Genomic DNA, 23999 nt, shown 5'->3' with positions numbered 1-23999 from the left:
CCTAGCGTGAAGAACCTGTATTTCCGTTGGCGCGCCTCCTTGCGCAACGTCCTCTGGCTGGACGCCCTCCAAGCCGCGGCCATCAGCGCCGCGCCCGTCATCCTGGCCGTGCTGGCGCACGAGCCGCGCCTGGGCTGGAGCGCCATCGCCGCGTTCTGGGCCTGCTTCGGGGATCCGGGCGGTCCCCTGCGCCAGCGCGCGGGCGCAATGCTCGCGCTGGGGCTGATAGGCGCGCTGTTCTGCTTTCTGGCCAGCGTCAGCGCGGCCCATCTATGGCTGCTGCTGCCCCTGACCTTCGTGTGCTGCACATTCGGCGGGCTGTTGCGCGTGCTGGGGCCGGCCGCGGCCATCGTCGGCACCTTGCTGTCCGCGGGCTTCGTGGTGGCGGCCGAACTGCCCGCCCCGACCTGGGCGGAAAGCCTCTCATACACGCTGTTTTTCCTGGCCGGCGCGGCCTGGGCCATCCTGATGACGGCGCTGGTATGGCGCCGGCGTCCCTGGAAGGACGCCACCCATGCGGTCGCGCACTGCTACCGCGGCCTGGCGGACTTCGCCGACGCGCTGGCCCGCATGTACTCGGGCTTGACGCCCGCCGCCAGCCCCCAGGCCTGGAGCGCGGTTACGCGGCCGCAGCGCAGCGCCCAGCGTGCGGCGCTCGAAGCCGCCCGCACCCGCATCCGCGAAGTGCAGGACGCGCGACCCTCGCGCCGCGCCCGCGCGCATCAGCTGCTGTACTTGCTGGACAATGCGGAGGACAGCTTCATCGCGCTGGTGGCCGCGGCCGATCTGCTGGAATCGAATGCGCCGCGCTGGCTCGGGCGCGGCGCCGGCGCCCATCTGTCGCATGCGCTGCACCGCTACGCCAGCCTGTGCAATGCCATCGCCAGCACTTCGGATGTCAACGACGCCAAGCAAACGCAGTGCCTGCGCGAACGCCTGGCCCATTACAGCGCCGGCCTGCATGAGCTGCGCGGCAGCGCCCTGGCCCACGCACCCGAACTCGCCACCATGGCGCCGGTGCTGGACCGGTTGTTGCACACGGCGCAGGCCGTCACGCAGTCCCTGTTCGACCAGGGGCAAGCCCCGGCGGCGCCCACACGCGACCGCCGCGCAGCCAACCCTGCGCAAGACGCCTGGCGCGCACTGCGCCAGAACCTGAGCTTCGAATCCGACGCCTTCCGCCATGCGCTCCGGGTAGGCGTGGGCGCCACCATCGCCGTGGCGTTGTCCAAGACCTTCGCCGTCAACCACGGCTACTGGATGTCGCTGACGCTGGTCTTCATCCTGCAGCCTTACTTCGCGACCACCTGGCAGCGCACGCTGGAACGCGTTGCCGGCAGCGTGGCCGGCGCCATCGGCGCTTCGTTGCTGGGCCTGTTCCTGAGCACGCCCTTGTCCGTGGCCCTGGCGGTCCTGCCCATCGCGCTGGGCACCTTCGCCGCGCGCACGATTCATTACGCGCTGTTCACGTTCTTCCTGACTTCGCAGTTCGTGCTGGTCACCCACATCCAGCAGCCCGAGATCCAGGAGCCGATGCTCGCGGCCCTGCGCGCGTTCAACAGCGTGCTGGGCGGCGTCCTGGCCCTGCTGGTGGGCTTTCTGGTCTGGCCCGAAAAGGAGCCGCGGCAACTGGCCGGCGCCCTCAGCCTGGCGCTGGAGCGTCACGCCGCCTATGCGCGCGCCCTGTTGCGGGCCAAGAGCGGCGATGCCGGCGATGGGCAGGACCTGGTGGCGCTGCGCCGCATGGCCTGCCTTTCCGCCGACAATGCGCAGGCGTCCTTGCAGCGGCTGCAGCAGAATCCGGTGCATCGCGACCGCAATGTCGGTACGGCGGAAAACCTGCTCAACGCCATGCGCCGCGTCACGGCGGCGGGTACGGTGCTGGAGCTGCAGCCGGCCCCGCCCGCCGGATCGCCCGCCGCCCAAGCGCTCTCCGAGTACGGTCCGGCCCTGGCGCATGCGCTGCATCCGCAGCAGCCCGCACCCCGCGCAAGCGACCGCCAACTGGCCGTGCCGCCTGCGGTGGCCGCGGGCTATCCGGAACTGGCAGCCCCGCTGGACCGCATCGCGCAACAGGCGCGCCAATTGCGCCAATTGCGCGAACGCGTGGAACGGACTCCCCCCACGCCATAGCCTGCCGTTTGCGCTCGCCCCGGCGAACTGCCGCGGGCTTGACGCGCATCAAGGGCGAGAAGGCCGGAAAGCGTAACCATATGCACATGGCACGCTTAAACAAGGAGGCCTTCATGTACCGCCGCATTTCCGTCCACCTGGACCACGGATTCGACTGCAAACGCCGCATTGAAGCTGCCCTGGCCCTGGCCAAGCGGCACAAGGCCGAGCTGGTCGGCATCTACGCCAACGCCGCGCCGCCGCAGTATTACTACGGCGAGTCCGTGCTCATGTCGCGTTCGCTGGGCATCATCAAGGAGTTGCAGGCGCAAAGCCGCGACGCGGTGGAAACCGCCTTTCTGGAGGCCGCGGCCGAAGCGGACGTGCCCGCATTCATGCGCGCGGGTACCTCCTCGCCCAGCGAGACCGTGGCGCTGCTGGGCCGCACCACCGACCTGATCGTGGTCAGCCAGGAAAACCGCGAGGACGTCGAGGCCGCGCACGAGATCGAGTTCGTCGAACAGACCCTGCTGACGGCGGGCCGGCCGGTGCTGGCGATTCCGTCCAGCGGCGAATTCCCGGTCATCGGCGACCGCGTGCTGTGCTGCTGGGACGGCAGCCGCGAAGCCGCCCGCGCGCTGGCCGATGCGGCACCGATATTGCGCCTGGCCTCGCACATGGTCGTGCTGACCATGGAGGAAGGCGCCGCCAGCCCCAAGCATGAAGCGCCGTTCGAGGACCTGGCCACCTATTGCGTGGCGCAGGGCATGCCGGCGCCCGAGCATGTGCGCCGCGACATCAAGGGCGTAGGCGTGGGCAGCACCATCCTGAACGCCGCCGCCGACCATAGCGCGGACCTGATCGTCATGGGCGCCTATGGCCACAGCAAGCTGCGCCAGTGGGCGCTGGGCGGGGCGACGGCGTCCATCCTGAAGAGCATGACCGTGCCGGTCATGTTCTCGCACTAGCCTTGGCCTGCTAGCCCCGGCGCACCGGGGTCAGCACCGGCCTGCCGCCGAAGTGCGCCGTGGCGTTGTCCAGGAACAGCGCCACGGTGGCATGCACCGCTTCCGGCGAGCGCCCCGCGCTGTGCGGGGTCAACACCACATTGTCGAGCTCGATCAGTGCCTTGGGTACGTCGGGCTCGCCGTCCACCACGTCCAGGCCCGCGCCCGCAATGCGGCGCTCGGCCAAGGCCGCGATCAGCGCCTGCGTGTCTACCACGCTGCCGCGCGCGATGTTCACCAGATAGCCTTCCGGCCCCAGCGCTTCCAATACCTGCGCGTCCACCAGGTGGCGCGTGTCCGATCCGCCCGGCGTCGCCACCACCAGGAAATCCGATGCCGCGGCCAGCGCGCGCGGGCTGTCGAAGTAGGCATAGCCCGATTCCGGGCGAACGCTGCGGCTGTAATAGCCCACGCTCATGCCGAAGCCGTTGGCGCCGCGCCGCGCGATTTCCAATCCGATGGTGCCCAGGCCCAGGATCCCCAGCCGCTTGCCGGTGACCTGCGGTCCCATGAAGCCGCTCCAATGGCCCTGGCGCACCGACGCATCCGCTTGCGGCAGGCGCCGCGCCGCGCCCAGCAGCAGGGCCATGGCATGGTCCGCCACCGATACCGCGTTCGCGCCCGGACCATGGGTCACGACGATCCCGCGCTCGGCCGCAGCGGCCAGATCGATGTTTTCGTAGCCCACGCCCAGCGAGCAGGCGATTTCCAGCTTGGGCATCGCCGCCATTTCCTGCGCGTACAAGCCGGTGGCGCCGCGCGTGAGCACGATGCGGATCTCCGGGCCGTGATCACGGATCGCCTGCGCGCGTGAATCGGCGGTAGGCGCAAAAATCGCGCGAAAGCCGCGCGCTTCGATTTCGGGCAGGTAATCCTGCACGCTTTCTATCAAGACAAGCAAGGGGATGGTCATGTCGGGAATGCCGCGGATGGCGGAGGGCTGCACAAAAACCCGGCGATCTTACGCCTGGGCGCAAGCCCGCGCCACCCGCCGGTCCGCCAGACGGCCGCCCGGCGCTCGGACCGATGCGCGAGCCGTCCGACACGGCTCGCGCCTTCATGACCGCATTGGACCTGCTAGAGCCGGCCGGTCAACAGCATCACAATCAGGACGATCAGCAATATGCCCAGTATGCCGCTGGGGTAATAGCCCCAACCGCGGCTATGGGGCCAGGCCGGCACGGCGCCGACCAGGAGCAGGATAAGAATAATCAGCAGGATGGTCGACATGGCGACTCCTCGGTTCTTGTTGGGATCAGGGAAAAGCCACAGCCCGCGTCAGGGGCTGGGCGGCGTGATCTCCTTGCCGGGCGGCGACAAGGGCGGCAGGTCCACGTCCGGCTCGTCGGTATCCGGATCAACAGGCAGGTCGCCGGGCGGCGAACCTGGCGGGATCGGATCTGGCTTGGGCGGAACGTGCAGGTAGTACGAGTACGCGATGTGCATGGCTGTCTCCGGGGAAAATCCACTCCTCCGTCAGCAAGCCGCGTGCCCAGCCCCTTCGTCGAGGATCGCGGGCACGCCGCATGCTGATGGCAGCGTCCCTGTCCCCCTGTTTGCCGCAGACGACATGAACCCAAGTTCCCGAATGGCGCCCGCCCGCGGCGGCGCAGCGCTGGTCTACTACGACGACAGCCAGGCAGGCTATGCCCGGGTCCGTGTCAACGGCAGCGCCTTCCACTACCTGGACGCCCAAGGCAGACGCATACGCAGCGCGCGGGAAATCAAGCGCATCGACGCCCTGGCAATACCGCCGGCATACGAAGAAGTGTGGATCTGCCCTACCCCGCTCGGGCATCTGCAGGCCACCGGGCGCGATGCCCGAGGACGCAAGCAGTACCGCTACCACTCCGATTGGACCGCAGTGCGCGATGCGAGCAAGTACCAAAGCCTTGCAGCCTTCGGCCAGACGCTCCCGCGCATACGGCGGCAGGTCGAGCGCGATCTCCGTACCGCCGGGTTGTCCCAGAACAAGGTGATAGCCGTACTGGTACGTTTGCTGGAGACGACGCTGGTGCGCATCGGCGCGCGCGAGTACGCCCGAACCAACAAGTCCTATGGCCTGACCACGCTCAAGCGGCGGCACGCCAGCGTGACGGGCGACAAGTTCCGCTTCCGCTTCCAGGGCAAGAGCGGCGTGACCCACGACGTCAGCGCCGCGGACCGGCGCGTGGCGCGCATCATCAAGCGCTGCCTGGACATACCCGGCCAGCAACTGTTCCAGTATCTGGACGCGGACGGCGGCAGCCATCCCGTCGATTCGGGCGCGGTCAACGGCTATCTGCGCGCAGCCGGCGCGGGCGACTTCACGGCGAAACACTACCGTACCTGGGCGGGCTCCGTCATGGCCTATGCCGCCCTTCAGGCGAACCCGCACGAGAGCGCCGCCCAGGCGCAGAAGATGGTGGTGGAAGTGGTCAAGCAGGTCGCCCGGCGCCTGGCCAATACGCCAGCCGTATGCCGCGCCTGCTATGTGCATCCGGCCATTCTGGCCGCCTATCTGGACGGCACGCTACCCGCGCGCTCAGCGGCGCCGCGGGGGCCCCGTGGACTGAGTGCGGACGAACGCCGCCTGCTTGCCTTCCTGGGCGGAGAGGCCGCTGCGGCGGCGAACGCCAAGCAGGCTTCAAAGGATCGATGAGCGCGCGTTCTTGGCCCGCGGTTGCGGCGCGGAACCGTCCGCCCAGTTCGACTCGGTGCGCGTGTCGGCCACGACGCGCTTGTCGCGCGCGGCCTCGTCCGGGGTCGAGGCGTCTGGTTTATCCGGTCTGCGCGGCACATCGACGAGAGCGCGCGGCGGCAGTATCTTAGCGTTGTCTTCCGCCCGCTTGCCGGCTTGCGCCGGCTTCGCGGATCCGGGTATGGATGCTGGCTTCATGCGTGGCTCCTGCTGTGGCCCCCCGTAGGGAATACGGTTCCCATGCTAGGGCTCCAGGCCGCTGCGGTCATCGCAGCGCGGCATCAAATTGCAAGCGGATGTGGCCCGACCCCCAGGCATGCCCGTTGCTGCGCGTACCGGGCACACACAAGGAGATGCAATGCGAGACCAAAATTTCGAGCAATGTGTGCAAGCCTGCTATGAATGCGCCGTCGCCTGCGATGTTTGCGCGTCCGCCTGCCTGCGCGAGAACCCGGCGCACATGCGGCGATGCATTGCGCTGTGCACCGATTGCGGCGCGGTTTGCCGGCTTTGCGCGGCCATGCTGGCACGCGACGGCGAGTTCGCCAATGCGCTTTGCACCTTGTGCGCATTGATATGCGATGCGTGCGCGCGCGAATGCTCATCGCACGAGGCAGAGCATTGCCAGGTGTGCGCAGGCGCGTGCCTGAGCTGCACCCTGGCCTGCCGCGACATGCTGGAGGCCTGAAACCTTCCGATCCGCTGCGCGGCCGCCCGGGCCGGTCCGCGCAGGCGCATTTCCCGCCCGACAGCCAGGAGCTACCGATGGCCTCTACCAACACCCCCCTGCCCTCAGACTTTCCGGAAAACGGCCCGGACAACCGCGGCGCGCACAGGCGAGCACGGCATCCCGAGGCCTGGATCGACGATCTGGAAGCCACGCTCAGCGATGCCTCGGCGACCGATCTTGAGGCGCTCAAGGCGCGCTTGTCCGAACAGTTGCACGCCACGCGGCGCAGCTTGCGAGACGCTTCCGACCATGCCGGCGACCTGATGCGCGAGACCATAGACTGCACCGAGGAGTACATCCACGCCCGGCCCTGGCAGGCCATCGGCCTGGTGGCCGGCGCAGCTTTCCTTTTTGGCGTGGTGGTGGGACGGCAGTAGCCCCGGCGCGCGCGGCGGGCCAGGCATGGCATTTGCTCGGCAATGGGGAGGCGCCTGTCGCGCCTGCCCACCAGGAGGCCCAAATGAGCAAGCCCGATCAAGCCGACACCGGCGCCCGCCCGCATCCCAAACCGCCCATGCCGGCCCAGCACCTGGAAAAGCCGGGGCAGGAAGCCGACATGGAGCTCAAGCCACAGTACCAGGCGCCGCAGTACAAGGGCAGCGGCAAGCTCGAGGGCATGGTTGCGCTGGTGACAGGCGGCGATTCCGGCATAGGCCGCGCGGTCTGCCTGCTGTATGCGCGCGAAGGCGCCGACGTAGCGGTCGTCTATCTCAACGAGCAAGAGGACGCTGAAGACACCCGGCGCGCCGTGGAAAGCGAAGGCCGCCGTTGCCTGCTGATCGCAGGCGACGTACAGGAACCCGCGTTTTGCGAACAGGCGGTGGCACAGACGATCGGGGCGTACGGCAAGCTCGACGTCCTGGTGAACAACGCCGCCTATCAGCAGCACACGGACACGCTGCCCGAGATCAGCGACGAAAAGTGGGACAAGACGCTGCGCACCAATATCACCGCCTACTTCCAGATGGCGCGCGCGGCGCTGCCGCATCTGCGCGCGGGCGCCTCCATCATCAATACCGGATCGGTCACGGGCCTGCGCGGCAGCGCCAGGCTGTTGGACTACTCCACCACCAAGGGCGCGATCCATGCCTTTACGCGATCGCTGGCCGCCAACCTCGCCGCCAAGGGTGTTCGTGTGAACGCAGTGGCGCCGGGACCCGTATGGACGCCGCTGAATCCTGCGGATCAAAGTCCGGAGAAAATCACGGAATTCGGCAAGCACGCGGACTTGGGGCGGCCGGCGCAGCCCGAGGAAATCTCTCCGGCCTATGTCTTCCTGGCCTCGCCCGTGTGCGCCAGCTACAGCACCGGCATCGTCCTGCCCATTACCGGCAGCGCGGGCGATTGAGGCCTGCGCTGCCCGTTACTTTGCCGGCGCGATCGATGCGGGCGCTTCGCGCGACGCGGGTGAAACCGCCGGCGCTTCGCCCTTTGTTGCCGGCTGGATCTTGTCCGCATCGGCGGGCGGCGTGCGTTGCAGCTTGCGGCCCATTGCCAGATGTTCGGCCAGCATGGGCAGCGCGCGCACGGCGAAATCGCGCACCTGCGGATCCTTGGACTCGCGCGCCGCCGTCTCGAACAGGCGGTTGGCGGTAGTATGCGCGTCCACGGCCGCCTTTTCGATATAGAGCGCGTCGAAGTCGGGGCCGGTCCTGTTGCCCAGCTGTTGCAGGGTGTCGCGGTCGGGTTCGGACGGTTCCGCTGGCAGCTTCACCTGCTTGCGTCCGGCCAGGGTCTTCAGCTGGGCGTTCATGGCGCCATGCTGCTCCAGCATCCGCGCGGCGTATGCTTTCACGTCGCGGTCCCCCGCAAGCTTCTTCGCCAGCTCCGCCGCCTCCACCTCGAACATGCCTGAGCCCGCCGCCGCCTGCAGGAAGCGCGCTTCCGGCTCCGCCAGCTCCTGCGCCTGCACCCCGCCCAGCACGCCGGGCGCGGCCAGCAGGCATAGCGCGACGACGCCGCAGAGCCATAAGGTCTTTTTCATGTCCGTCTCCCTCGGCCTAGTTCGCCATCGTCGACGCTTCCACATGCCGCGGCGGCGTCAAGGGGTCGAAGTCTTCCCATTTGCCATTCAACCAGCGGCCCTGTGCGCGCTCGATGTCCGTGCCGCCAGCCTGCGTCAGCACGGTTCTTGCCAACGCATCGCGGTCCGGTGATATGTGCAGCGCCAGCATCACGCCCGCCTGGCGTACGGCGGGATGCGCGTCACGGGCGACGGACGCCGCCGGATGTCTGCGCCGTCCGCGCCCGATCACCCATAGCGCGCCGGCCAGCGCGCCGAGATAAGCGCCTACCCCCGCAGCGGCAATGACGATCAAGACCGAAGCCCCGACCCGGGCGGCGATCAAGCCGCCCAGCAGCGCAAACACCAGACCCAGCGCGGAAGCGCCCGCCACCGCGCCGAAATGGCCGCCCCGGGCGTCGGGGTCGGCCACGCGGTCGCCGCCTATCGGAAAGCGCGCGTGTTCACCCGCCGTGTTGATGTAGAAGGTATGGATGTCGTCTTCGGTGAATCCTTCGGCGCACAGCTTGCGCGCCGCCTCGGCGGCGTGGTCGAAAGTGTCGAAACGGCCGGCAACGATCAGGGACATTGTGCTCTCCATCGGGAATCATTCCCTCGTTGCCAGCAACCGCCGTGCCCGCCCTCGGGCATGGCAGTTGCTGTGGCGCTGGCGAGCGGCCTGGTCCGGCAGGTTCAGAGGCCGTCCGCCCGCAGTCCCGCCTACCCGCATTCTGCGTAAGGACTTCCACATGGACATGCCCGGCAACCAAGAAGATTTTTCCGAACTGGAAGAAGATCCTGCTCCTCCCCCGGTTCCTCCCGAGGCCCGCGGCCTCTCCCTCCTGGACTGGTCGGCGTTGATCGCGGTGGTCGCGGGGGGGCTGAACTGCGGCCTGATCGCGGCGGTGAACCTGGATGTCTTCGCGAAGGTGCTGCCGTCGGCCGCCGCGACGCGCGGCGTCTACGGCCTGATCGGACTGGCCGCGCTATACAGCGTGGTGCTGCTGTTCCGGCTGGGCGAACAAGAGACGAACGTAAACGCGGACGAACAGCCGGAACAAGCGGCGGACTGAAACCGCCGCGAACGGCTACTTTGAGCCGGGCCGCTTGCCCGGATACTGGCCGCCTTCCTCGTACTCGGCGCCCTTGTCATTGGGCTTCTTGTCCGACTCGCGTTTGGGCGCCGCGGGCGGCTTGCCGAAGTCCGGCTTGTCCGTCCCGAACTGGCCGCTGCGATGCGCGGCTTCAGTTCGCGTGCGCGGCGCATTGGCCTTGCCTTGCTCCGTGTCCGCCTTTTCGTGATCTGCGCGCTTGGTTTGCATGTTCGTATTCCCGTGGTCGTTCAATGAATGCTTGCAGCGTGCGCATGGGCAGCGCCTGCGGCAAGGTGCCGGAGCAAGCGGCGTGCCCGGCAGGCCCGGGAACGCCGCTTGCTTGCACATGCGGCCAGGCCCGGGCGATGCCGGGTCCCCACCCTAGGAGTCAGCCATGAATCTGTCCCGAGTCGTTTTCCCCGCCGTCGCCCTGAGCCTTTCCGCCCTGGCGTTTCAGGCCCAGGCGCAAACCGCGCAAACCAGCGCCGGCCCCGTGCGCAGCAACGCCCAGATCGATGACCAGTACAAGCTGGACAAAAAACACTGCGACGGCATGAAAGGCAACCAGAAGGACGTCTGCCAGCAGCAGGCCGAAGCCACGCGCGACAAGGCCCGGGCCGACGCCAAGGCAGGCAAGGAGAAAGCCGAGGCCTCGCACGACGCGGCGAAGGTGCGCAACGACGCCGACTACAAGGTTGGCAAGGAGAAGTGCGACGCCATGTCCGGCAACGCCAAGGACGCGTGCATGGCCGACCTGAAGACCCGGTACGGCAAATGAAGTCAGGGCCGGTCCTGTTTCCGGCCAGGCGCCGCGGCGGCGCCTTCCGCGTCCGCTGCGGCGTACTCCTCGAGCCGGTTGTACAGCGTCTTGGGGCTGATGCCGAGTACCGCCGCGGCCTGCTTTTTCACGCCGTTGCAGCGCTCCAGCGTTGCCAGGATCAGGCGGCGGTCCGCTTCCGCCAAGGTTTCTCCCACAGGCACGCTGACCTGGCCACCCTCGCCCTCGCCCGCCGGCGACACCCGCGGCGTCAGCATGTCCACTTCCAGCGTGTCGCCGTCCGCCATGATGAAGGCGCGGCGCACGTAGTTCTTGAGTTCGCGCACATTCCCCGGCCATGCATACTGCTGCAGCGCGGCCAGCGCGCGCGGCGAGAATTCCTTGCTCTTGCCGGATTCCTGGTTCAAGCCTTGCAGGAAGCGATTCGCAAGGAACAGGATGTCGTCGCCGCGCTCGCGCAGCGCCGGCAACTTGATGGGGAAGACGCTCAGCCGGTAATAAAGATCCTCGCGCAGTTTGCCTTCCTTCACTGCTTGCTCGGGATCGCGGTTGGTCGCGGCGACGATCCGGATATCGCAGGCGATCTCCCGATTGGTGCCCACGCGCATGAACTGCCCGGTCTCCAGGACCCGCAAGAGCTTGACCTGCAGGTCAAGCGGCATTTCGGTCACTTCGTCCAGGAACAGGGTGCCGCCGTCGGCGCGCTCGAAGTAGCCCTTGTGCTGGCGGTCCGCGCCGGTAAAGCTGCCGCGCTCGTGCCCGAACATTTCGCTTTCGATCAGGTTAGGCGAGATTGCGCCGCAGTTCACCGCAATCAGCGGCCGCTGGCGGCGCGCGCTGAGTTCATGGATGGCGTGCGCGGCCAGTTCCTTGCCCGTGCCGCTTTCGCCGATCAGCAAGGTCGTCACATTGGTCTTGGCCACGCGGCCGAGCTGCCGATAGAGCTCTTGCATGCAGTCCGACGCACCGTACATCTTGCCGTAGCGTCCCGGCTCTTCGAATGGGGCGCCCGAAAGCTCGCTGCCCGAATTCGCATTCACTCGCGCGAAGATGCCGTTCAAGCGCTCCATGCAGATCGGCTTGACCAGGTAATCGGTGGCCCCAAGTCGCAAGGCCTGCACCGCGTTGTCGACGGTGCCGTGCCCCGTCATCACGACGACCTCCGCGCTGGCGGCGGCCTCGCTCTTGAAAATCTCCATGCCGCTGCCCTCGGGCAGGCGGATGTCGGTCAACACCAAGTCGGGCGCATGGCGCTCCAGCTGGATCAGCGCATCCTTGACGCTCGCTGCCAAGGCCACGGAAAAACCGCTTTCGCGTCCGATCTCGGCCAGCGTTTCGCGTATCGTGGGGTCGTCATCAACGATCAGCAGATGAGGCATGCTTGCTCCGTATCGCGGATGTTGTTGTAAGTCCTTCAGCATAGCGACTACAGGTGGGCCGGGGGTAAATGTTCGATACTTTCCACCAAGATTTTCGAATACTTGCAAATCGTCGCATCCTGCCCTGGTCCAGTTCACTAGCATGGGTTGTGACGTTCACGGTCCGTGCAGGACCCAGGAATCAGCATGCCGAATCGCACCCCGAACGCCGCGCGCGCGCCGGCGCAGGCGTCCCCGGACGTACTGACCGACGCGTCGGGCCTGTCGCCCGTGATGCAAAAGCTCGGCGTCCAACTGCAGTTGGCTGCGGCCACCGACGCCAGCGTCTTCATCGTGGGCGAAAGCGGAACTGGCAAGGAAATCGTGGCGCGCGCCATCCATGACGCCAGCGAACGCCGGGAACAGCCCTTTGTGGCCGTGAACTGCGGCGCCATCAGCGGCAGCCTGGCGCATGCCGAATTGTTCGGCCATGAAAAAGGCAGCTTCACCGGCGCTGTGGCACAGAGCGCCGGCTACTTCGAGTACGCCAGCGGCGGCACGCTGTTCCTGGACGAAGTGACCGAAATGCCGCCGGACCTGCAGGTCAACTTCCTGCGCGTGCTGGAGGCCGGCACTTATCAGCGCGTGGGCGGCTCGGACCTGCTGCGCGCCAATGTCCGCATCATCTGTGCCAGCAACCGCGATCCCTTCGCCTCCGTCGCGCAAGGCCGCCTGCGCCAGGACTTCCTGCACCGGCTGCTGGTGATTCCGTTGCGCGTGCCGCCGTTGCGCGAGCGCGGCGACGATGCGCTGGTGCTGGCGCACTGGTTCCTGAATACCCTGAACACCGCCAACGGTACGCAGAAGACCTTCTCCGCGCAGATGCTGGATGCGATCTCCCTGCATGATTGGCCAGGCAATGTCCGCGAGCTGCGCAACGCCGTGCAGCGCGCGTTCATCCTGGCCGACGGCGAGCTCGAGGACGAGCTGTTGCCGCGGAACCGCGGCGGGCAGCATGCCATGCTGCGCGACGGCGCGTTGACACTGCCCATCGGCATGTCGCTGGGCCAGGCACAGCGCGCATTCATCCTGGCGACGCTGGCCCATCACGCGGGCGACAAGCGCAGCGCCGCCGAGACTCTGGGCTTGAGTCTGAAGACGCTCTACAACCGGCTCGACGACTACGAGAAGGACTAGCGGGATCCCGCCGGCACGTGAGCATCCGGACCCCGCGGGGGAGCATTTCTTACCGCTTCCTTGTAATACTGGGCCGGCGCCGCCCGCGCGCCGGACGCCCCCCGCCCGCTGCAGCACCTGGCATGGTCTTTGCTTGAGTTTCAGGATGAGCTGCCCGTCGGCAGCCGCTGTCCAGGAGACTCGATTGGTCTACCCCTCGCAAGAATTGCGCCTGCGTCAGCAGATGACGCTGGCGCCCCGCCTGCAGCAATCCGTCAAGCTGCTGCAGATGACCGCCCTGGAGTTCACCACCGCGGTCGAGCAGGCCCTGGCCAGCAATCCCTTCCTGGAAGACGTCGATGAGCAGGAGGCCGAAGCAGGCCCCGCCGTTGCGGTCTTTCCTCCTTTGGCGGACGGCGCCGATCCGGCTCCGCCGGAACCCGTCCCGCAGGAAGAACCGCCGCTGCCGGACGCGCCGGCCTACTCCGGCGACTATCCGACACGCGGCCAGGGCGACGGCCCCGAGCGTGACCAGGGCCTATGGGCCGCGTCCACGCTGTCCATGAGCCAACGGCTGTCGCTGGAGCTGGGCAACTATCAGTTGGCGCCGCGCGACCGGCTGTTGGCGGAGTACATCATCGATGCTCTGGATGACGACGGCTACCTGCGGGTGCCGCTCGCCAGCCTGTGGGGCGATGCGCGCCGCGGCGCCGAAGCCGTCCCCGACGAAGGCGAATGGATGACCGCGCTGCGCCTGGTCCAACAGCTGGATGCGCCTGGACTGGCTGCGCGCGACCTGGCCGAATGCCTGTTGCTGCAATTGGCGGCAGCGACCGGCATCGGCGACGCGCTACGCGCCCTGTCCATGCGCATCGTGGCCGAGCAGCTCGAGCGGCTGGCCCGCAACGACTGCGCCGGCCTGCGCCAGCAGCTGGGCTGTTCTGAAGAGGCCTTGCGCGAGGCTTGCGCGCTGATCCGCAGCCTGGACCCGAAACCGGGAGGCCGCTACAGCGCCGAAGCGCCCGTCTACGTCGTGCCCGACGTGTTCGTCGACAAATGGCAATCGCGCTGGCGCGTGCTGCCCAACCGCAACGCCATGCCCCAGGCGAGGCTGCACCAGACCTATGCCGAACTGTTCCGGCGCGCCCGCCTGGACGATCGCAGCCCCATGGCCCAGGAGCTGCAGGAAGCCCGCTGGCTGGTGCGCAACGTCGAACAGCGCTACATCACGATCCAGCGCGTGGCCGAAGCCATCGTCAAGCGCCAGCAGACCTTTTTCGAATATGGCGACGTGGCCTTGCGGCCGTTGATGCTGCGCGAGGTCGCCGATGACCTGGACATGCACGAATCCACGGTGTCGCGCGCCACTGTCGGCAAGTACATGGTGACGCCGCGCGGGGTGTTCGAATTCCGTCACTTCTTTTCCCGCGAACTGGCCACCGACACTGGCGGGTCCTGTTCCGCCACGGCGGTGCGGGCCCTGATCAAGGAAATGGTCGAGGCCGAGGACCCGGCGATGCCGCTGTCGGATGTGGCCTTGACCCAGCAACTGGCGGCCAACGGCATCCTGCTGGCGCGGCGAACGGTCTCGAAGTACCGCGGGCAATTGCGCATGCCGCCCGCGGAATTGCGCCGCCGCCATTAGGCCGTCGCAGGTCAGGGCCGGGCCTGCTGCCCCGGCCTGCCCGGCGCACTGTCCAGCATGCCTTGCACGCGTTCGGACAGCTTGTCGAGCTGGAAGGGTTTGACGATCAGCTCCAGCCCCTGTTCAAGAAAGCCCTGGCCGCGCGCCGCGCTTTCCGCGTATCCGGTCATCAGGAGTACGCGCAGGCCGGGACGCGCCACGCGCGCGGCGTCGGCCAATTGCCTGCCATTGAGCCCCGGCAGCCCCACATCGGTCACCAGCAGGTCGATGCTGCGCGCGGACTGCAACACCTCCAGTCCGGCCTCGCCGTCCACGGCGGTCAACACCTCCAGGCCGAGTTCGGCCAGGCATTCGCGCACCATCTCGCGCACGTTCGCATCGTCTTCCACCACCAGCACGACTTCCTTGCGCGCCGCGCCGCGCGTAGCGGCCGCCGGGAGTTCGCCGTGCTGCACGCTTTCGGGCGCGCCGTCATGGCGCGGCAGGAACAGCCTGACCGTAGTGCCCACGTCCACCGTGCTCTCCAGGCTGGCCGCGCCGCCAGCCTGCTTGGCGAAGCCATAGATCATGGACAGGCCCAGCCCAGTGCCCTGGCCCAAGGGCTTGGTGGTGAAGAACGGGTCGAACGCGTGCGCCAGCACGTCCGGCGGCATGCCGCAGCCCACGTCCTTCACCGATACTTCCACGTAGCGTCCCGCATGCTCCCCGGCGCATTGCGACAGGAGCGGATCATCCGGCTCCACGTTGCGCGCGGCAACCGTCAGCGCGCCGCCGTTGGGCATGGCGTCGCAGGCGTTGATCACCAGGTTCAACATGGCGTTCTCGAACTGGTTCTTGTCACAGCAGACCGTCCACAGTTCCGGCTGCAGGTCCAGTCGCAGCGCCACGCGTTCGCCGGTATAGCGGTGGAACAGCGCCACCATGGATTGCAGTGCGGACGCCGCGCAGAACGGCTTGGGGTCGATGGGCTGGCGGCGCGAGAACGTCAGGAGCCGCTGCGTCAGGTGCGCGGCCCGGTTCGCGGAATCCATGGCGACGTCGACGAAGCGCAGCGCCTGTTCCGGCGCGCCCGCCGTGATCTTGCGCTCCACCAGGTAGAGCGCGCCCGAGATCCCCTGCAGCATGTTGTTGAAATCATGGGCGATGCCGCCCGTCAGGCGCCCCACCGCTTCCATTTTCTGCGACTGCCGCAGCGCGTTCTCGGTGTCGTGCAAGGCCTCGGCCTGCAGCTTGAGGTCGGTATCGTCCCGGCCGGTCATGTACAGGCTGTCCTGGGTCCAGGACATGCTCCAGGTTATCCAGCAATAGCCACCCTCGCGCTTGAGCAGGCGGTTCTCGAGATGCTTCGCACCAGGACGCGGGCCGGCGTCGCCGGACGCCCAGCTCCACGCCGCGAGCGTCGCCGCCAAATCCTCCGGATGGATCAGGTCGCGCAGCGCCATCGACATGAATTGCTCGGGAGTCCAGCCCAGGATGGGCCGCACCGCGGGGTTGACGCTGGCGAAGCGCCCTTGGCGGTCGATCACCGCGAGCAGCTCCGGGGAAAGACGCCAAATGCGGTCACGCTCCGCGATCGCATCCTCGACGCGCTGTTCCAGCGTCCGTGCGTACTGCGAGCGCTCGACCGCGGCGCACATGCGCTCGGCCACTTCCTCGATGAACGCGATGTCGCTGCTCTTGAGCCTGCTGCCCGACCCGGGACATGCCAGCATCGCGCCTGCATGCCGGCCCCAGCGCCGCAGCGGCACGACGATGGCCCATGGGCGGATCTCGCCGCCCGCTTCCCCAAGCAGCGGCGCCAGGTAGGTCGTGCGTCCCAGCCGCAAGGCCGCATGATAGTCGTCGCCCAAGGCATCCAGCGTATGCGGCGGCTGGCCGAGGAGCGCGGACCCCGGGGGCCAGACCGAGGAAATGACCGGGGTATGATCCTCGCCCCGCGTATCCAGCACCGCCATCTGCCCAAGCGCCAGATGCTGGCACAGCCCTTCGCAGGCGGCCTGCTCTATCTCTTCCTCGCGATGCAGTTCGCGCATGCGGTCGCCCAGCGCAGCCAGGTAATTCTTGCGGTGCTGCCCTTCCCACAGTTCAGCCTCGGCCGATTTGCGCGCGGTCACGTCCAGGAACAGCGCCATCATCCGGCCGGCGCCATCCTTGCGCGCGCGCGCCTCGTACCAGGCTTCCTTGGGCGCCGGCACCATGAACTCGAACTGGATAGGCTCGCCGGTCTCGACCACCTGGGCGAAGGTGTCCATGATCTGCCCGGGCACGCCCGGGATCATCTCGCGCAGCGTGTGGCCCAGCGTATCGCCTTCCTTCATGCCGGTCTGGCGCTCGAACGCGGGGTTCACCTCCAGGAAGCGGAAATCGACGATGCGGCCGACATCGTCGCGCAGCGCCTCGCTGAGAAAGAACGCCTCCTGCATGCCGGCGAACATCGCACGCCAGCGTTCGCCGCTTTGGCGCAGCGCCAGTTCCGTCAGATGCCGTTCGATCGCCAGGGCGGCGCTGCGCGTCACCAGCGCGATCGCGTCGATATCGTGCGCCGATGGCGAGCGCACCACCGCGTAGTAATTGGAAAACACGCCCAGCAGGCGGCCATCGGGCGCCTTGATCGGCGTGGACCAGCAGGCCCGCAAACCGTGCGACAGGGCCAGGTCGCGCCAGCGCTCCCAGCCCGGATTCAGGGCGATGTCTTCCACATAGACCGGGCTGCCGGTGTAGGCCGCCTCGCCCCAGGATGCGCTGCCGGGGCCGATGACGGCCTTATGCACCGCGGTGTTGTAGGCCACCGGCAGGCTGGGCGCTGCGCCGTGCAGCAGGAAGCCGCCAGTTTCGTCCACCAGTGCGATGGATGTGCGCAGCTCCACGCTGGATTGCGCCTCAATGGCATGCAGCACGTGCTCCAGCACTTCGGCCAATGGCATGCCGGCGGCTATGCGCTGCAACATGATGCGCTCGTCTTCCAGGCGGGCAAGCGTGTCCGTCCAGGGTAGCGCCACTCGGTCCCGCTTGGTCAGCATGTCGGCCCCCCTTGCCCCTCGACTGTATTGCGCCTGTGGGCGCGCAGCCGAAACGCTAGGTAACGCGACGCTACGGTTCCCGGCTCAGTTGCCCGTCTTCAGCGGCTGACGTTCCAGCCGCAGCGCCTGCAAGGCTTCGGGCTTGTCGACCAGCACGCACTGTTTACCGGTGCGGGTGCAATGGTCCTTGACGCGCCAGTAGGCGCCGTGGCTGACGCAGCCGGTCTGGCAGATCACCAGGTCCGCGGCCACCAGGCTGGCTTCCAGCGTTTCGCCATCGGCATCCGCGCCGCCGTCATGGCCGAGATAGCGCCCGCCGGCCAGTTCGACCATTTTTCGGGTCAGCGCCAGTGCCACCGCGTCCTCGCCCACGCACAGCACCGCCTTCTCGCGCAGCACCACCGCGGACGGCGCGGGACGCCAGGCAGGCGGTTCCGCAAGCGTCTCGAGTTCACGCGCGCCAGCGCCGGCCCGGCCCTGCCAGGCCAAGCGCTCGCGCATGAGCGTCTGCACGCGCTCCATCAACTGGGCGACGCGGCGCGCCAGCGCCACGCGTTTGGGCAGCCCTGGAATGGAAGTCTCCAGCGTATTGCGGTCTTCAAGCGCCCAGGCCAGCGCCGTGTCGCGCTGGATGACGGCTGCGCGCAGGCGCATGGCCTCGCTCTCCAGATACAGGATGTGCGCGGCCTGGGCCGCCAGGAGCCGGCTGCAATGCGCTTGCGCCTGTCCGTAGGCGGCAAGCAGCGCGGCATGCTCGCGCTGCAGGTTCTGGCTGTCGGGAGAAATAGGATTCATCGCGGCCCTCGGATCTGGATGGGATGGCGCTCACCGAGCGTGCCGCAGATTATAAATGAGAATTAATATCTTTTATGGCATTCTAGGAGACGCCCCGCCCCACCGCGGCCGATGCCGGCACGCGGCCAGTGCGCTTGTACAGGCCCGCGCTGATGGCCAGCGCCAAAGTCAGCAGTCCGCCCGCCATCGCGGCCACGCCGGCCCACTGGCCCGTGGTCCAGAAGTGTCCGCCCAGGGATCCGAGCACGCTGGAACCCACGTAGTACACCAGCAGATAGAGCGACGCCGCCAACGCCTTGTAGCCGCGCGCCATCTGTCCGACCCAGCCGCTGGCGACGGCATGGGCCGCGAAAAAGCCGAAAGTGAACACCACGATCCCGGCGATCAGCAGCGGCAGCCAGTTGGACAGCGTCAGCAGCAGCCCCGCCAGCGCCATTCCGGTGGCGGCCGACAGCATCGCGCCGCGCCCATGGCGGTCGGCCAGGCGGCCGAACCAGGTCGACGCGAAGATGCCGACCAGATAGACCACGAAGATGAAGCCGATGAAGGTCTGGCTCAGCGAAAATGGTGGCAGCAGCAGGCGAAAGCCCACGTAGTTGTAGACCGTGACGAACGCGCCCATCAGCAGGCCGCCCAGCGCGAACAGCCCGCACAGGGGACCATTCTTCAGGTGCGAGGCGGCGCCTGCGCGCACATCGCCCCACACGCCCGCCCAGCCCCTGCCCCGCTGCGGCGCAAACCGGCGCGACGCGGGCAGCAGCCACACGAACAGCACCGCCGCCACGATGCCCAGGAGGCCCAGCGTGCCCAGCGCGGCGCGCCAGCCGAAATGATCCGACACCAGGCCGGTGATGACGCGGCCGGACAGGCCGCCGAACGCGCTGCCGCCGATGTACAGGCCCATGGCGAAGCCCAGGGTGCCGGGTTCGACCTCCTCGGCCAGGTAGGCCATGGCCAGCGCCGGCACGCCGCCCATCGCCAGCCCTTGCAACGCGCGCAGCGCCAGCAGGCTGTGCCAGTCGGGCGCGGCGGCGGCGATGGTGCCCAGCAAGGCGGACGCGAACAGCGACAGCGCCATCGCGCGCTTGCGCGGCACGGCTTGCGAAAACAAGCCCACGAAGAAGATGGCGACAGCCAGGAAGCCGGTACACAGCGATAGCACCAGGCTGCTCTGCGCGGGCGACACGCCGAACGCATGGGTGAACAGGGGCATCAGCGGCTGCACGCAATACAGCAGGGAAAAAGTGGAAAAGCCGGCCGCGAACAAGGCCCACTGGGCGCGCCGCAACCCGGGGGTGCCGCGGGCGAGATGATCGATAGGCGCAGAGACGGGTTCCGCCGGCGCGGACGCGGCGATTGGGGACGAGGGACTGGCTAAGGGGGCAGACATCGGGATTCTCGAAAACGGCGGGCATGCAGCCCACGTAATCAAAGTAGACTTTTCCCCTGCATATGTCCAATATATGAAAGTCACCCCGACCATATGTAATAACGATGGAATTGCGCCACCTGCGGTATTTCACCGCCGTCGCCGAAGAGCTGCACTTCACGCGCGCCGCCGCCAGGCTGGGCATAGGCCAGCCGCCGCTGAGCCAGCAGATCCAGCAGCTGGAACGCGAAATCGGCACCCCGCTGTTCCTGCGCCTGCCGCGGGGCATCGCGCTGACCGAGGCCGGCGCCCAGTTCCTGGAGGACGCCCGCGCCATCCTCGCCAGCGCCGATCGCGCCATCGACACGGCCCGCCGGCTGGGCCGCGGCGAGCGCGGGGCGATCACCGTGGGGTTCACGGCGTCGGCGGTGTTCCACCCCTACCTGCCACGGGCCATCCGCGCGTACCGGGACCGCTATCCCGACGTGCGCGTCACGCTTACCGAGAGCAATACGGTCACGCTGCTGCGCGGCCTGCGCGCGGGCGACGTCGACGTCGCCTTCGTGCGGCCGCCCTACGTACTGGACCCGGAGTTCGAGTCCGAGCGCGTGCTGGACGAACCCATGCTGGTGGCGCTGCCGCCAGACCATGCGTTGAGCCGCAAGCGCAGCGTGCCCATCGCCGCGTTGGCGGACGAGGACTTCGTGCTGTATCCGCGCCCCATCGGGGCCGGCTTGTACGACGCCATCATGTCGGCCTGCCAACGCGCCGGCTTCGTGCCTCGGGTCATCCAGGAAGCGCCGCAGATGGCTTCCATCGTCAGCCTGGTGGCGGCCGGCGTGGGTATTTCCATCGTGCCGGCGGCGATGCGGCACATGGGCGCGCAAGGCATAGAATACCGGCCCATCAAGGGCGACGCGCCGCATGCCTTGCTGGACATGGCCTACCGCCGCCACGACCGCTCGACGGCGGCGGGCAACGCCGTGGACATGCTGCGCGCGCTGGCCCATCCCTGAGGGCCGCGCGGTATCGCCCTGTCGCGTTTGTCATCTTCTGTAAAACCAGCGCCCAGGCCGCAATGTAAATTTGGCGCGCGCGGCGGGCCGTCCCTGTCCAAAGGACACGGCGCCGCGCGATTCCAACCTGTCTAAAGGTGAAATAGTGCGACGTACCCTTCTGGCCTTGGCCATTGCGACGATCCCCGGCCTGGCCGCAGCCGCCGGGCTGCCTTCCTCCATCGGTTCCGTGACCGTCTACCAGGACCGCGCGGTCGTGACGCGCGCCGCCAGCAGCGAGCTGGCCGCGGGCGAACACGAACTGGTGCTGGAGAAGCTGCCGGCCAGCCTGCAGGAGAATTCGCTGCAAGTCTCTGCCAAGAGCACCGGCCAGGCGACGTTGCTGGATGTGAAGGTGCGCGACGCCTATCAGGCCGACACCGCCAACGAACGCGTCAAGCAGCTGGAGGAACAGGTACGCAAGCTGCAGGGCCAGCAAGCGCTGCTGGACGACGAAGCGGCAGTGCTGGACAACCAGCGTGAGCTGGTGCTGATGATGCAGCGCGGCGCCACCGAGCCCTCCAAGGACGGCGTGCGCCTGACGCTGGACGAACTGAAGGCGATCCAGTCCCTGAGCGCGGACTCCCTGGCCAAGTCGCTGGCCGGACTGCGCCGGGTGGCCGAACAGAAAGAGGCGCTGGAGCGCGAACTGACCGCATTGCAAGACCAACTGGGCCAGCTGCAAAGTTCGCTCAACCGCCGCACCAAGACCGTCACCCTGCGCGTCAACCTGGCGCGCGCGGGCAAGCTGGATCTGAACGTTTCCTACGCCGTGGCCGGCGCCCGCTGGACGCCCGCCTACGATGCGCGCCTGCGCCCTGCCGACCGCAGCGTGGACCTGGGCTACTTCGGCGTCATCCGCCAGAACACCGGCGAAGACTGGAATAACGTCAAGCTCACGCTGTCCACCGCGCGGCCCTCGCTGGGCGGCGGCGCGCCCGCGCTGCAGCCCTGGATCGTCGACGTGGCCGCCCCGCCTCCTCCGCCCCGTCCGCGCCCCAGCCCGGCGCCGGTCGCCGCGGCCAGGCAAGAAGCCGAAGCCAAGATGTCGCGCCAGCGCGTCCAGTCCTTCGAGGACGCCGCCGCGCCGGTTGCCGAGATGAGGCCGGAACCGCTGGAGCAGGCGACCGCCGAGGTGCAGGCCGAAGCGACCAGCGCATCGTTCCAGATCAAGAATCCGGCCACGCTGCTGTCCGACAATTCTTCGCAACGCGTGGCCATTGCCACGGCCAAGCTGCCTGCCACGCTGCAGTACCAGTCCACGCCGGCCCTGCGCGAAGCCATGTTCCTGACCGCGCACGCCAGCAACAACACGGACTTCCCCTTCCTGGCCGGTTCGCTGAACACCTTCCTGGACGACGCCTTCGTCGCGGCCAGCTCCATGAAGGCGGTGATGCCCGGCGAGAAGCTCGAGTTGGCGCTGGGCGCCGACGATGGCATCTCGATCAAGCGCCAGCTGGTCAACCGCTATACCGAAAGCACCGGCTTTTCGGGCAGCGGCAAGCGCGTGACCTACGAGTACAAGATCACGGTCAAGAACAGCAAGGCCACCAAGGAGCAGGTGTCGTTCAAGGACCGCCTGCCCATTTCGCGCAACGAGAAGATCGTGGTCAAGCTGCTGTCGCCCGCAGACCGCGAGATCAAGCGCGAGGAAGACGGCAAGCTGGTGTGGGACTGGGAAATGGAGCCCGGCAAGTCGCGCGAAACGGTGTTGAAGTTTTCGGTCGACTATCCGGGCGACATCGAGGTGTCCGGCATCTGATGCGCTCAGCGCATCTGGAACGCCTCCTGGTGAAACAGCTCGCTCACCGGCATGCCGCGCCGGTGCAAGCCGTCCTTCAAGGCATCGGCGAATCCCGTCGGGCCGCAGAACCACACGCTGGGCCATCGCGCGCCCGGCTTGTGGTCCGCGGCTAGCTCGGCGGCTGTCAGCGGCCGCTGGGTATCGCTGTAGCGCACCTGCAGCGTCACGTTCGGCACGCGCGCGCATAGCGCTTTCAGATGGTCCGCGAACGGCGCGTCGCCGGCATTGCGGGCGCAGTAGTACAGGGTCGCGACCGGCGCGGTGTCCGGGTCCGTCTGCAGGGATTCCATCCATGAAATGAACGGCGTGACGCCGATGCCCGCAGCCACCCAGATCTGCGGCCGCCCATCGCCGCGCTGGAAGTCGAAGCAGCCATAAGGGCCTTCGATGATGACGTCCTGCCCCACTTGCAGGCTGCGCTGCAGACGCCGCGTGTAGTCGCCGAGCGCCTTGATGGAGAACTGCACCCGGCCGGTGCCGTCGTCCGCGCCGGACACCGTAAAGGGATGCGCGCCCTCGCGCCGGTCCGCCGTCAGGAACGCGAACTGCCCGGCGCGATGGTGCCAGTTGCCCTCCACCCTACAGGTCAGCGCCAGGATGTCGTCGGAAAGATGATCGATGGCCAGCACCTGCCCCCGGTAGCGGCGGCCGCGTCCGATATTGCCGGTCAGCGCCATGACGGCGCAAACCGTCCCCACGGCCGTGCACAGCGCCACCAGCCAGCCGGCGGGCTGCCACCACCAGGCGGCCGGCGTCAGCACCACGCCATGGAAGGCGACCACCAGGAAGATCACCGCGGCGATGCGGTGGACCTGGCGCCAGATGTGGTACGGAAAGCGCCGCCACAGCGTGAGCAACACCATCGCCGCCAGGATCCACACGGCCCATTCGCCGATGTCCTTGGCGGATCCGCGGAACATGTCCAGCAAGGCGGCCGCGCGCGGCGTCTTGGGCACGGGGTCGAACAGCGCCAGCAGCAGCGGTTTGCCCAATTTGATCAGGTAATGCGCCGCCGCCAGCACGGCGGCCAGGATGCCGCTCCACTTGTGCAGCCGGTACATCTTGTCCAGCCCGCCTATGCGCGTTTCCAGCCACATGGGACGCACCGCCAGCAGCATGATCAAGGCCATGAGGGCGTACGCGCCCAGGCCTGTCAGCAGGATGAGCTGATCGCGCGCGGTCCAGACGTTAAGTTCGGCCGGAGGTTGCGCCCAATAGGCGCCGGCCCAGGCCAGCAGGGAAATCAGCAGTACGGCGGCCAGTATGCGTCGCATCGGTTCATCGCTCCATCGAGGGGACCGCGCCACCGTGCGCAGCCCGCATGAAGCCATGGTAAATCCACCCGTGGGGCCAATTTTCCATGCGCGGGCGCAG

24 protein-coding genes are annotated in these 23999 nt (G+C 67.8%); 12 read left to right on the top strand and 12 right to left on the bottom strand.

All coding sequences use genetic code 11. The features are described from left to right. Window positions 1-6 precede the first annotated feature (6 nt). Both NGK62_RS20535 and NGK62_RS20530 read left to right on the top strand, forming a co-directional pair. Entirely contained in the window at window positions 7-2133 is a 2127-nt protein-coding gene (locus tag NGK62_RS20535) for an FUSC family protein (protein WP_251880059.1), read from the top strand. Window positions 2134-2246: 113 nt separating this feature from the next. Next, window positions 2247-3080: a universal stress protein gene (locus NGK62_RS20530; RefSeq protein WP_251880057.1), complete on the top strand. Its 834-nt coding sequence runs from the start codon at window positions 2247-2249 to the stop codon at window positions 3078-3080. 10 nt (window positions 3081-3090) lie between these two features. On the opposite strand, the gene NGK62_RS20525 is transcribed toward NGK62_RS20530, so the two are convergent. The 3 genes from NGK62_RS20525 to NGK62_RS20515 all read right to left on the bottom strand — a co-directional run bounded on the left by NGK62_RS20525 (window position 3091) and on the right by NGK62_RS20515 (window position 4565). Then, entirely contained in the window at window positions 3091-4032 is a 942-nt protein-coding gene (locus tag NGK62_RS20525) for a 2-hydroxyacid dehydrogenase (protein ID WP_251880055.1), read from the bottom strand. 164 nt (window positions 4033-4196) lie between these two features. After that, window positions 4197-4349, bottom strand: a complete 153-nt coding sequence (locus tag NGK62_RS20520; protein ID WP_013393887.1) for a DUF3309 family protein — start codon at window positions 4347-4349, stop codon at window positions 4197-4199. A 48-nt stretch (window positions 4350-4397) separates the two neighbouring features. Continuing rightward, a complete protein-coding gene (locus NGK62_RS20515) occupies window positions 4398-4565 on the bottom strand; it encodes a hypothetical protein (RefSeq protein WP_013393888.1) in 168 nt (55 codons plus the stop codon). Window positions 4566-4689: 124 nt separating this feature from the next. On the opposite strand from NGK62_RS20515, the gene NGK62_RS20510 reads away from it, so the two are divergent. Then, complete coding sequence (locus NGK62_RS20510) at window positions 4690-5760, top strand: DNA topoisomerase IB (RefSeq protein WP_251880053.1); 1071 nt, start codon at window positions 4690-4692, stop codon at window positions 5758-5760. On the opposite strand, the gene NGK62_RS20505 is transcribed toward NGK62_RS20510, so the two are convergent. Further along, window positions 5746-5997: a hypothetical protein gene (locus tag NGK62_RS20505; protein ID WP_118932438.1), complete on the bottom strand. Its 252-nt coding sequence runs from the start codon at window positions 5995-5997 to the stop codon at window positions 5746-5748. The two genes, NGK62_RS20510 and NGK62_RS20505, sit on opposite strands and share 15 nt — an antisense overlap. A 160-nt stretch (window positions 5998-6157) precedes the next feature. Between NGK62_RS20505 and NGK62_RS20500 the strand changes: the two genes are divergently transcribed. From NGK62_RS20500 to NGK62_RS20490, 3 genes are all read left to right on the top strand, one after another. Continuing rightward, window positions 6158-6487, top strand: coding sequence for a four-helix bundle copper-binding protein (locus NGK62_RS20500; protein WP_059376006.1), 330 nt, complete (start codon window positions 6158-6160; stop codon window positions 6485-6487). 77 nt (window positions 6488-6564) lie between these two features. Next, the gene (locus NGK62_RS20495) at window positions 6565-6906 is read left to right on the top strand and encodes an ElaB/YgaM/YqjD family protein (protein ID WP_054454257.1); all 342 of its coding nucleotides are present in this window, start codon (window positions 6565-6567) and stop codon (window positions 6904-6906) included. A gap of 83 nt (window positions 6907-6989) precedes the next feature. After that, the gene (locus NGK62_RS20490) at window positions 6990-7877 is read left to right on the top strand and encodes an SDR family oxidoreductase (RefSeq protein ID WP_251880051.1); all 888 of its coding nucleotides are present in this window, start codon (window positions 6990-6992) and stop codon (window positions 7875-7877) included. Between the two features lie 15 nt (window positions 7878-7892). Here NGK62_RS20490 and NGK62_RS20485 read toward each other — a convergent pair whose 3' ends face one another. Both NGK62_RS20485 and NGK62_RS20480 read right to left on the bottom strand, forming a co-directional pair. Beyond that, the gene (locus NGK62_RS20485; RefSeq protein WP_059376001.1) at window positions 7893-8513 is read right to left on the bottom strand and encodes a DUF4142 domain-containing protein; all 621 of its coding nucleotides are present in this window, start codon (window positions 8511-8513) and stop codon (window positions 7893-7895) included. Window positions 8514-8529: 16 nt separating this feature from the next. Beyond that, window positions 8530-9120: a hypothetical protein gene (locus NGK62_RS20480; protein ID WP_251880049.1), complete on the bottom strand. Its 591-nt coding sequence runs from the start codon at window positions 9118-9120 to the stop codon at window positions 8530-8532. Between the two features lie 160 nt (window positions 9121-9280). Here NGK62_RS20480 and NGK62_RS20475 point away from each other — a divergent pair, with 160 nt between their 5' ends. Then, window positions 9281-9604: a DUF378 domain-containing protein gene (locus NGK62_RS20475; protein WP_059375997.1), complete on the top strand. Its 324-nt coding sequence runs from the start codon at window positions 9281-9283 to the stop codon at window positions 9602-9604. A gap of 15 nt (window positions 9605-9619) precedes the next feature. Here NGK62_RS20475 and NGK62_RS20470 read toward each other — a convergent pair whose 3' ends face one another. Further along, entirely contained in the window at window positions 9620-9853 is a 234-nt protein-coding gene (locus tag NGK62_RS20470) for a hypothetical protein (RefSeq protein ID WP_251880047.1), read from the bottom strand. A gap of 166 nt (window positions 9854-10019) precedes the next feature. On the opposite strand from NGK62_RS20470, the gene NGK62_RS20465 reads away from it, so the two are divergent. Then, window positions 10020-10403 carry a hypothetical protein gene (locus NGK62_RS20465; RefSeq protein WP_059375993.1) on the top strand — a complete coding sequence of 128 codons (384 nt, stop codon included), beginning with the start codon at window positions 10020-10022 and terminating at the stop codon, window positions 10401-10403. A 2-nt stretch (window positions 10404-10405) separates the two neighbouring features. Here NGK62_RS20465 and NGK62_RS20460 read toward each other — a convergent pair whose 3' ends face one another. Further along, complete coding sequence (locus tag NGK62_RS20460) at window positions 10406-11782, bottom strand: sigma-54-dependent transcriptional regulator (RefSeq protein WP_059375991.1); 1377 nt, start codon at window positions 11780-11782, stop codon at window positions 10406-10408. 273 nt (window positions 11783-12055) lie between these two features. Here NGK62_RS20460 and NGK62_RS20455 point away from each other — a divergent pair, with 273 nt between their 5' ends. Beyond that, complete coding sequence (locus tag NGK62_RS20455) at window positions 12056-12958, top strand: sigma-54 interaction domain-containing protein (protein WP_251880909.1); 903 nt, start codon at window positions 12056-12058, stop codon at window positions 12956-12958. A 184-nt stretch (window positions 12959-13142) separates the two neighbouring features. Continuing rightward, complete coding sequence (locus tag NGK62_RS20450) at window positions 13143-14582, top strand: RNA polymerase factor sigma-54 (RefSeq protein ID WP_444861181.1); 1440 nt, start codon at window positions 13143-13145, stop codon at window positions 14580-14582. A gap of 11 nt (window positions 14583-14593) precedes the next feature. Here NGK62_RS20450 and NGK62_RS20445 read toward each other — a convergent pair whose 3' ends face one another. The 3 genes from NGK62_RS20445 to NGK62_RS20435 form a co-directional block, all read right to left on the bottom strand. Beyond that, window positions 14594-17602, bottom strand: coding sequence for a GAF domain-containing protein (locus NGK62_RS20445; RefSeq protein WP_059375986.1), 3009 nt, complete (start codon window positions 17600-17602; stop codon window positions 14594-14596). Between the two features lie 84 nt (window positions 17603-17686). Continuing rightward, entirely contained in the window at window positions 17687-18397 is a 711-nt protein-coding gene (locus tag NGK62_RS20440) for a DUF2325 domain-containing protein (RefSeq protein WP_251880043.1), read from the bottom strand. A gap of 82 nt (window positions 18398-18479) precedes the next feature. Then, a complete protein-coding gene (locus NGK62_RS20435) occupies window positions 18480-19787 on the bottom strand; it encodes an MFS transporter (RefSeq protein ID WP_251880041.1) in 1308 nt (435 codons plus the stop codon). 104 nt (window positions 19788-19891) lie between these two features. Between NGK62_RS20435 and NGK62_RS20430 the strand changes: the two genes are divergently transcribed. Together NGK62_RS20430 and NGK62_RS20425 are read left to right on the top strand one after the other, a co-directional pair. Then, the gene (locus NGK62_RS20430; protein ID WP_118932446.1) at window positions 19892-20782 is read left to right on the top strand and encodes a LysR family transcriptional regulator; all 891 of its coding nucleotides are present in this window, start codon (window positions 19892-19894) and stop codon (window positions 20780-20782) included. Window positions 20783-20927: 145 nt separating this feature from the next. After that, a complete protein-coding gene (locus NGK62_RS20425; protein ID WP_251880039.1) occupies window positions 20928-22583 on the top strand; it encodes a mucoidy inhibitor MuiA family protein in 1656 nt (551 codons plus the stop codon). Between the two features lie 5 nt (window positions 22584-22588). Here the strand turns inward: NGK62_RS20425 and NGK62_RS20420 are convergent, their stop codons facing one another. Then, window positions 22589-23899, bottom strand: coding sequence for a ferredoxin reductase family protein (locus NGK62_RS20420; protein WP_118932448.1), 1311 nt, complete (start codon window positions 23897-23899; stop codon window positions 22589-22591). Window positions 23900-23999: the final 100 nt, after the last annotated feature.

Source organism: Achromobacter sp. Marseille-Q4954 (assembly GCF_943737025.1).
Classification (GTDB): domain Bacteria; phylum Pseudomonadota; class Gammaproteobacteria; order Burkholderiales; family Burkholderiaceae_B; genus Achromobacter; species Achromobacter bronchisepticus_A.
Note: the sequence above shows the minus strand (reverse complement) of the source record. Positions and strands in the feature narration are given on the sequence as shown.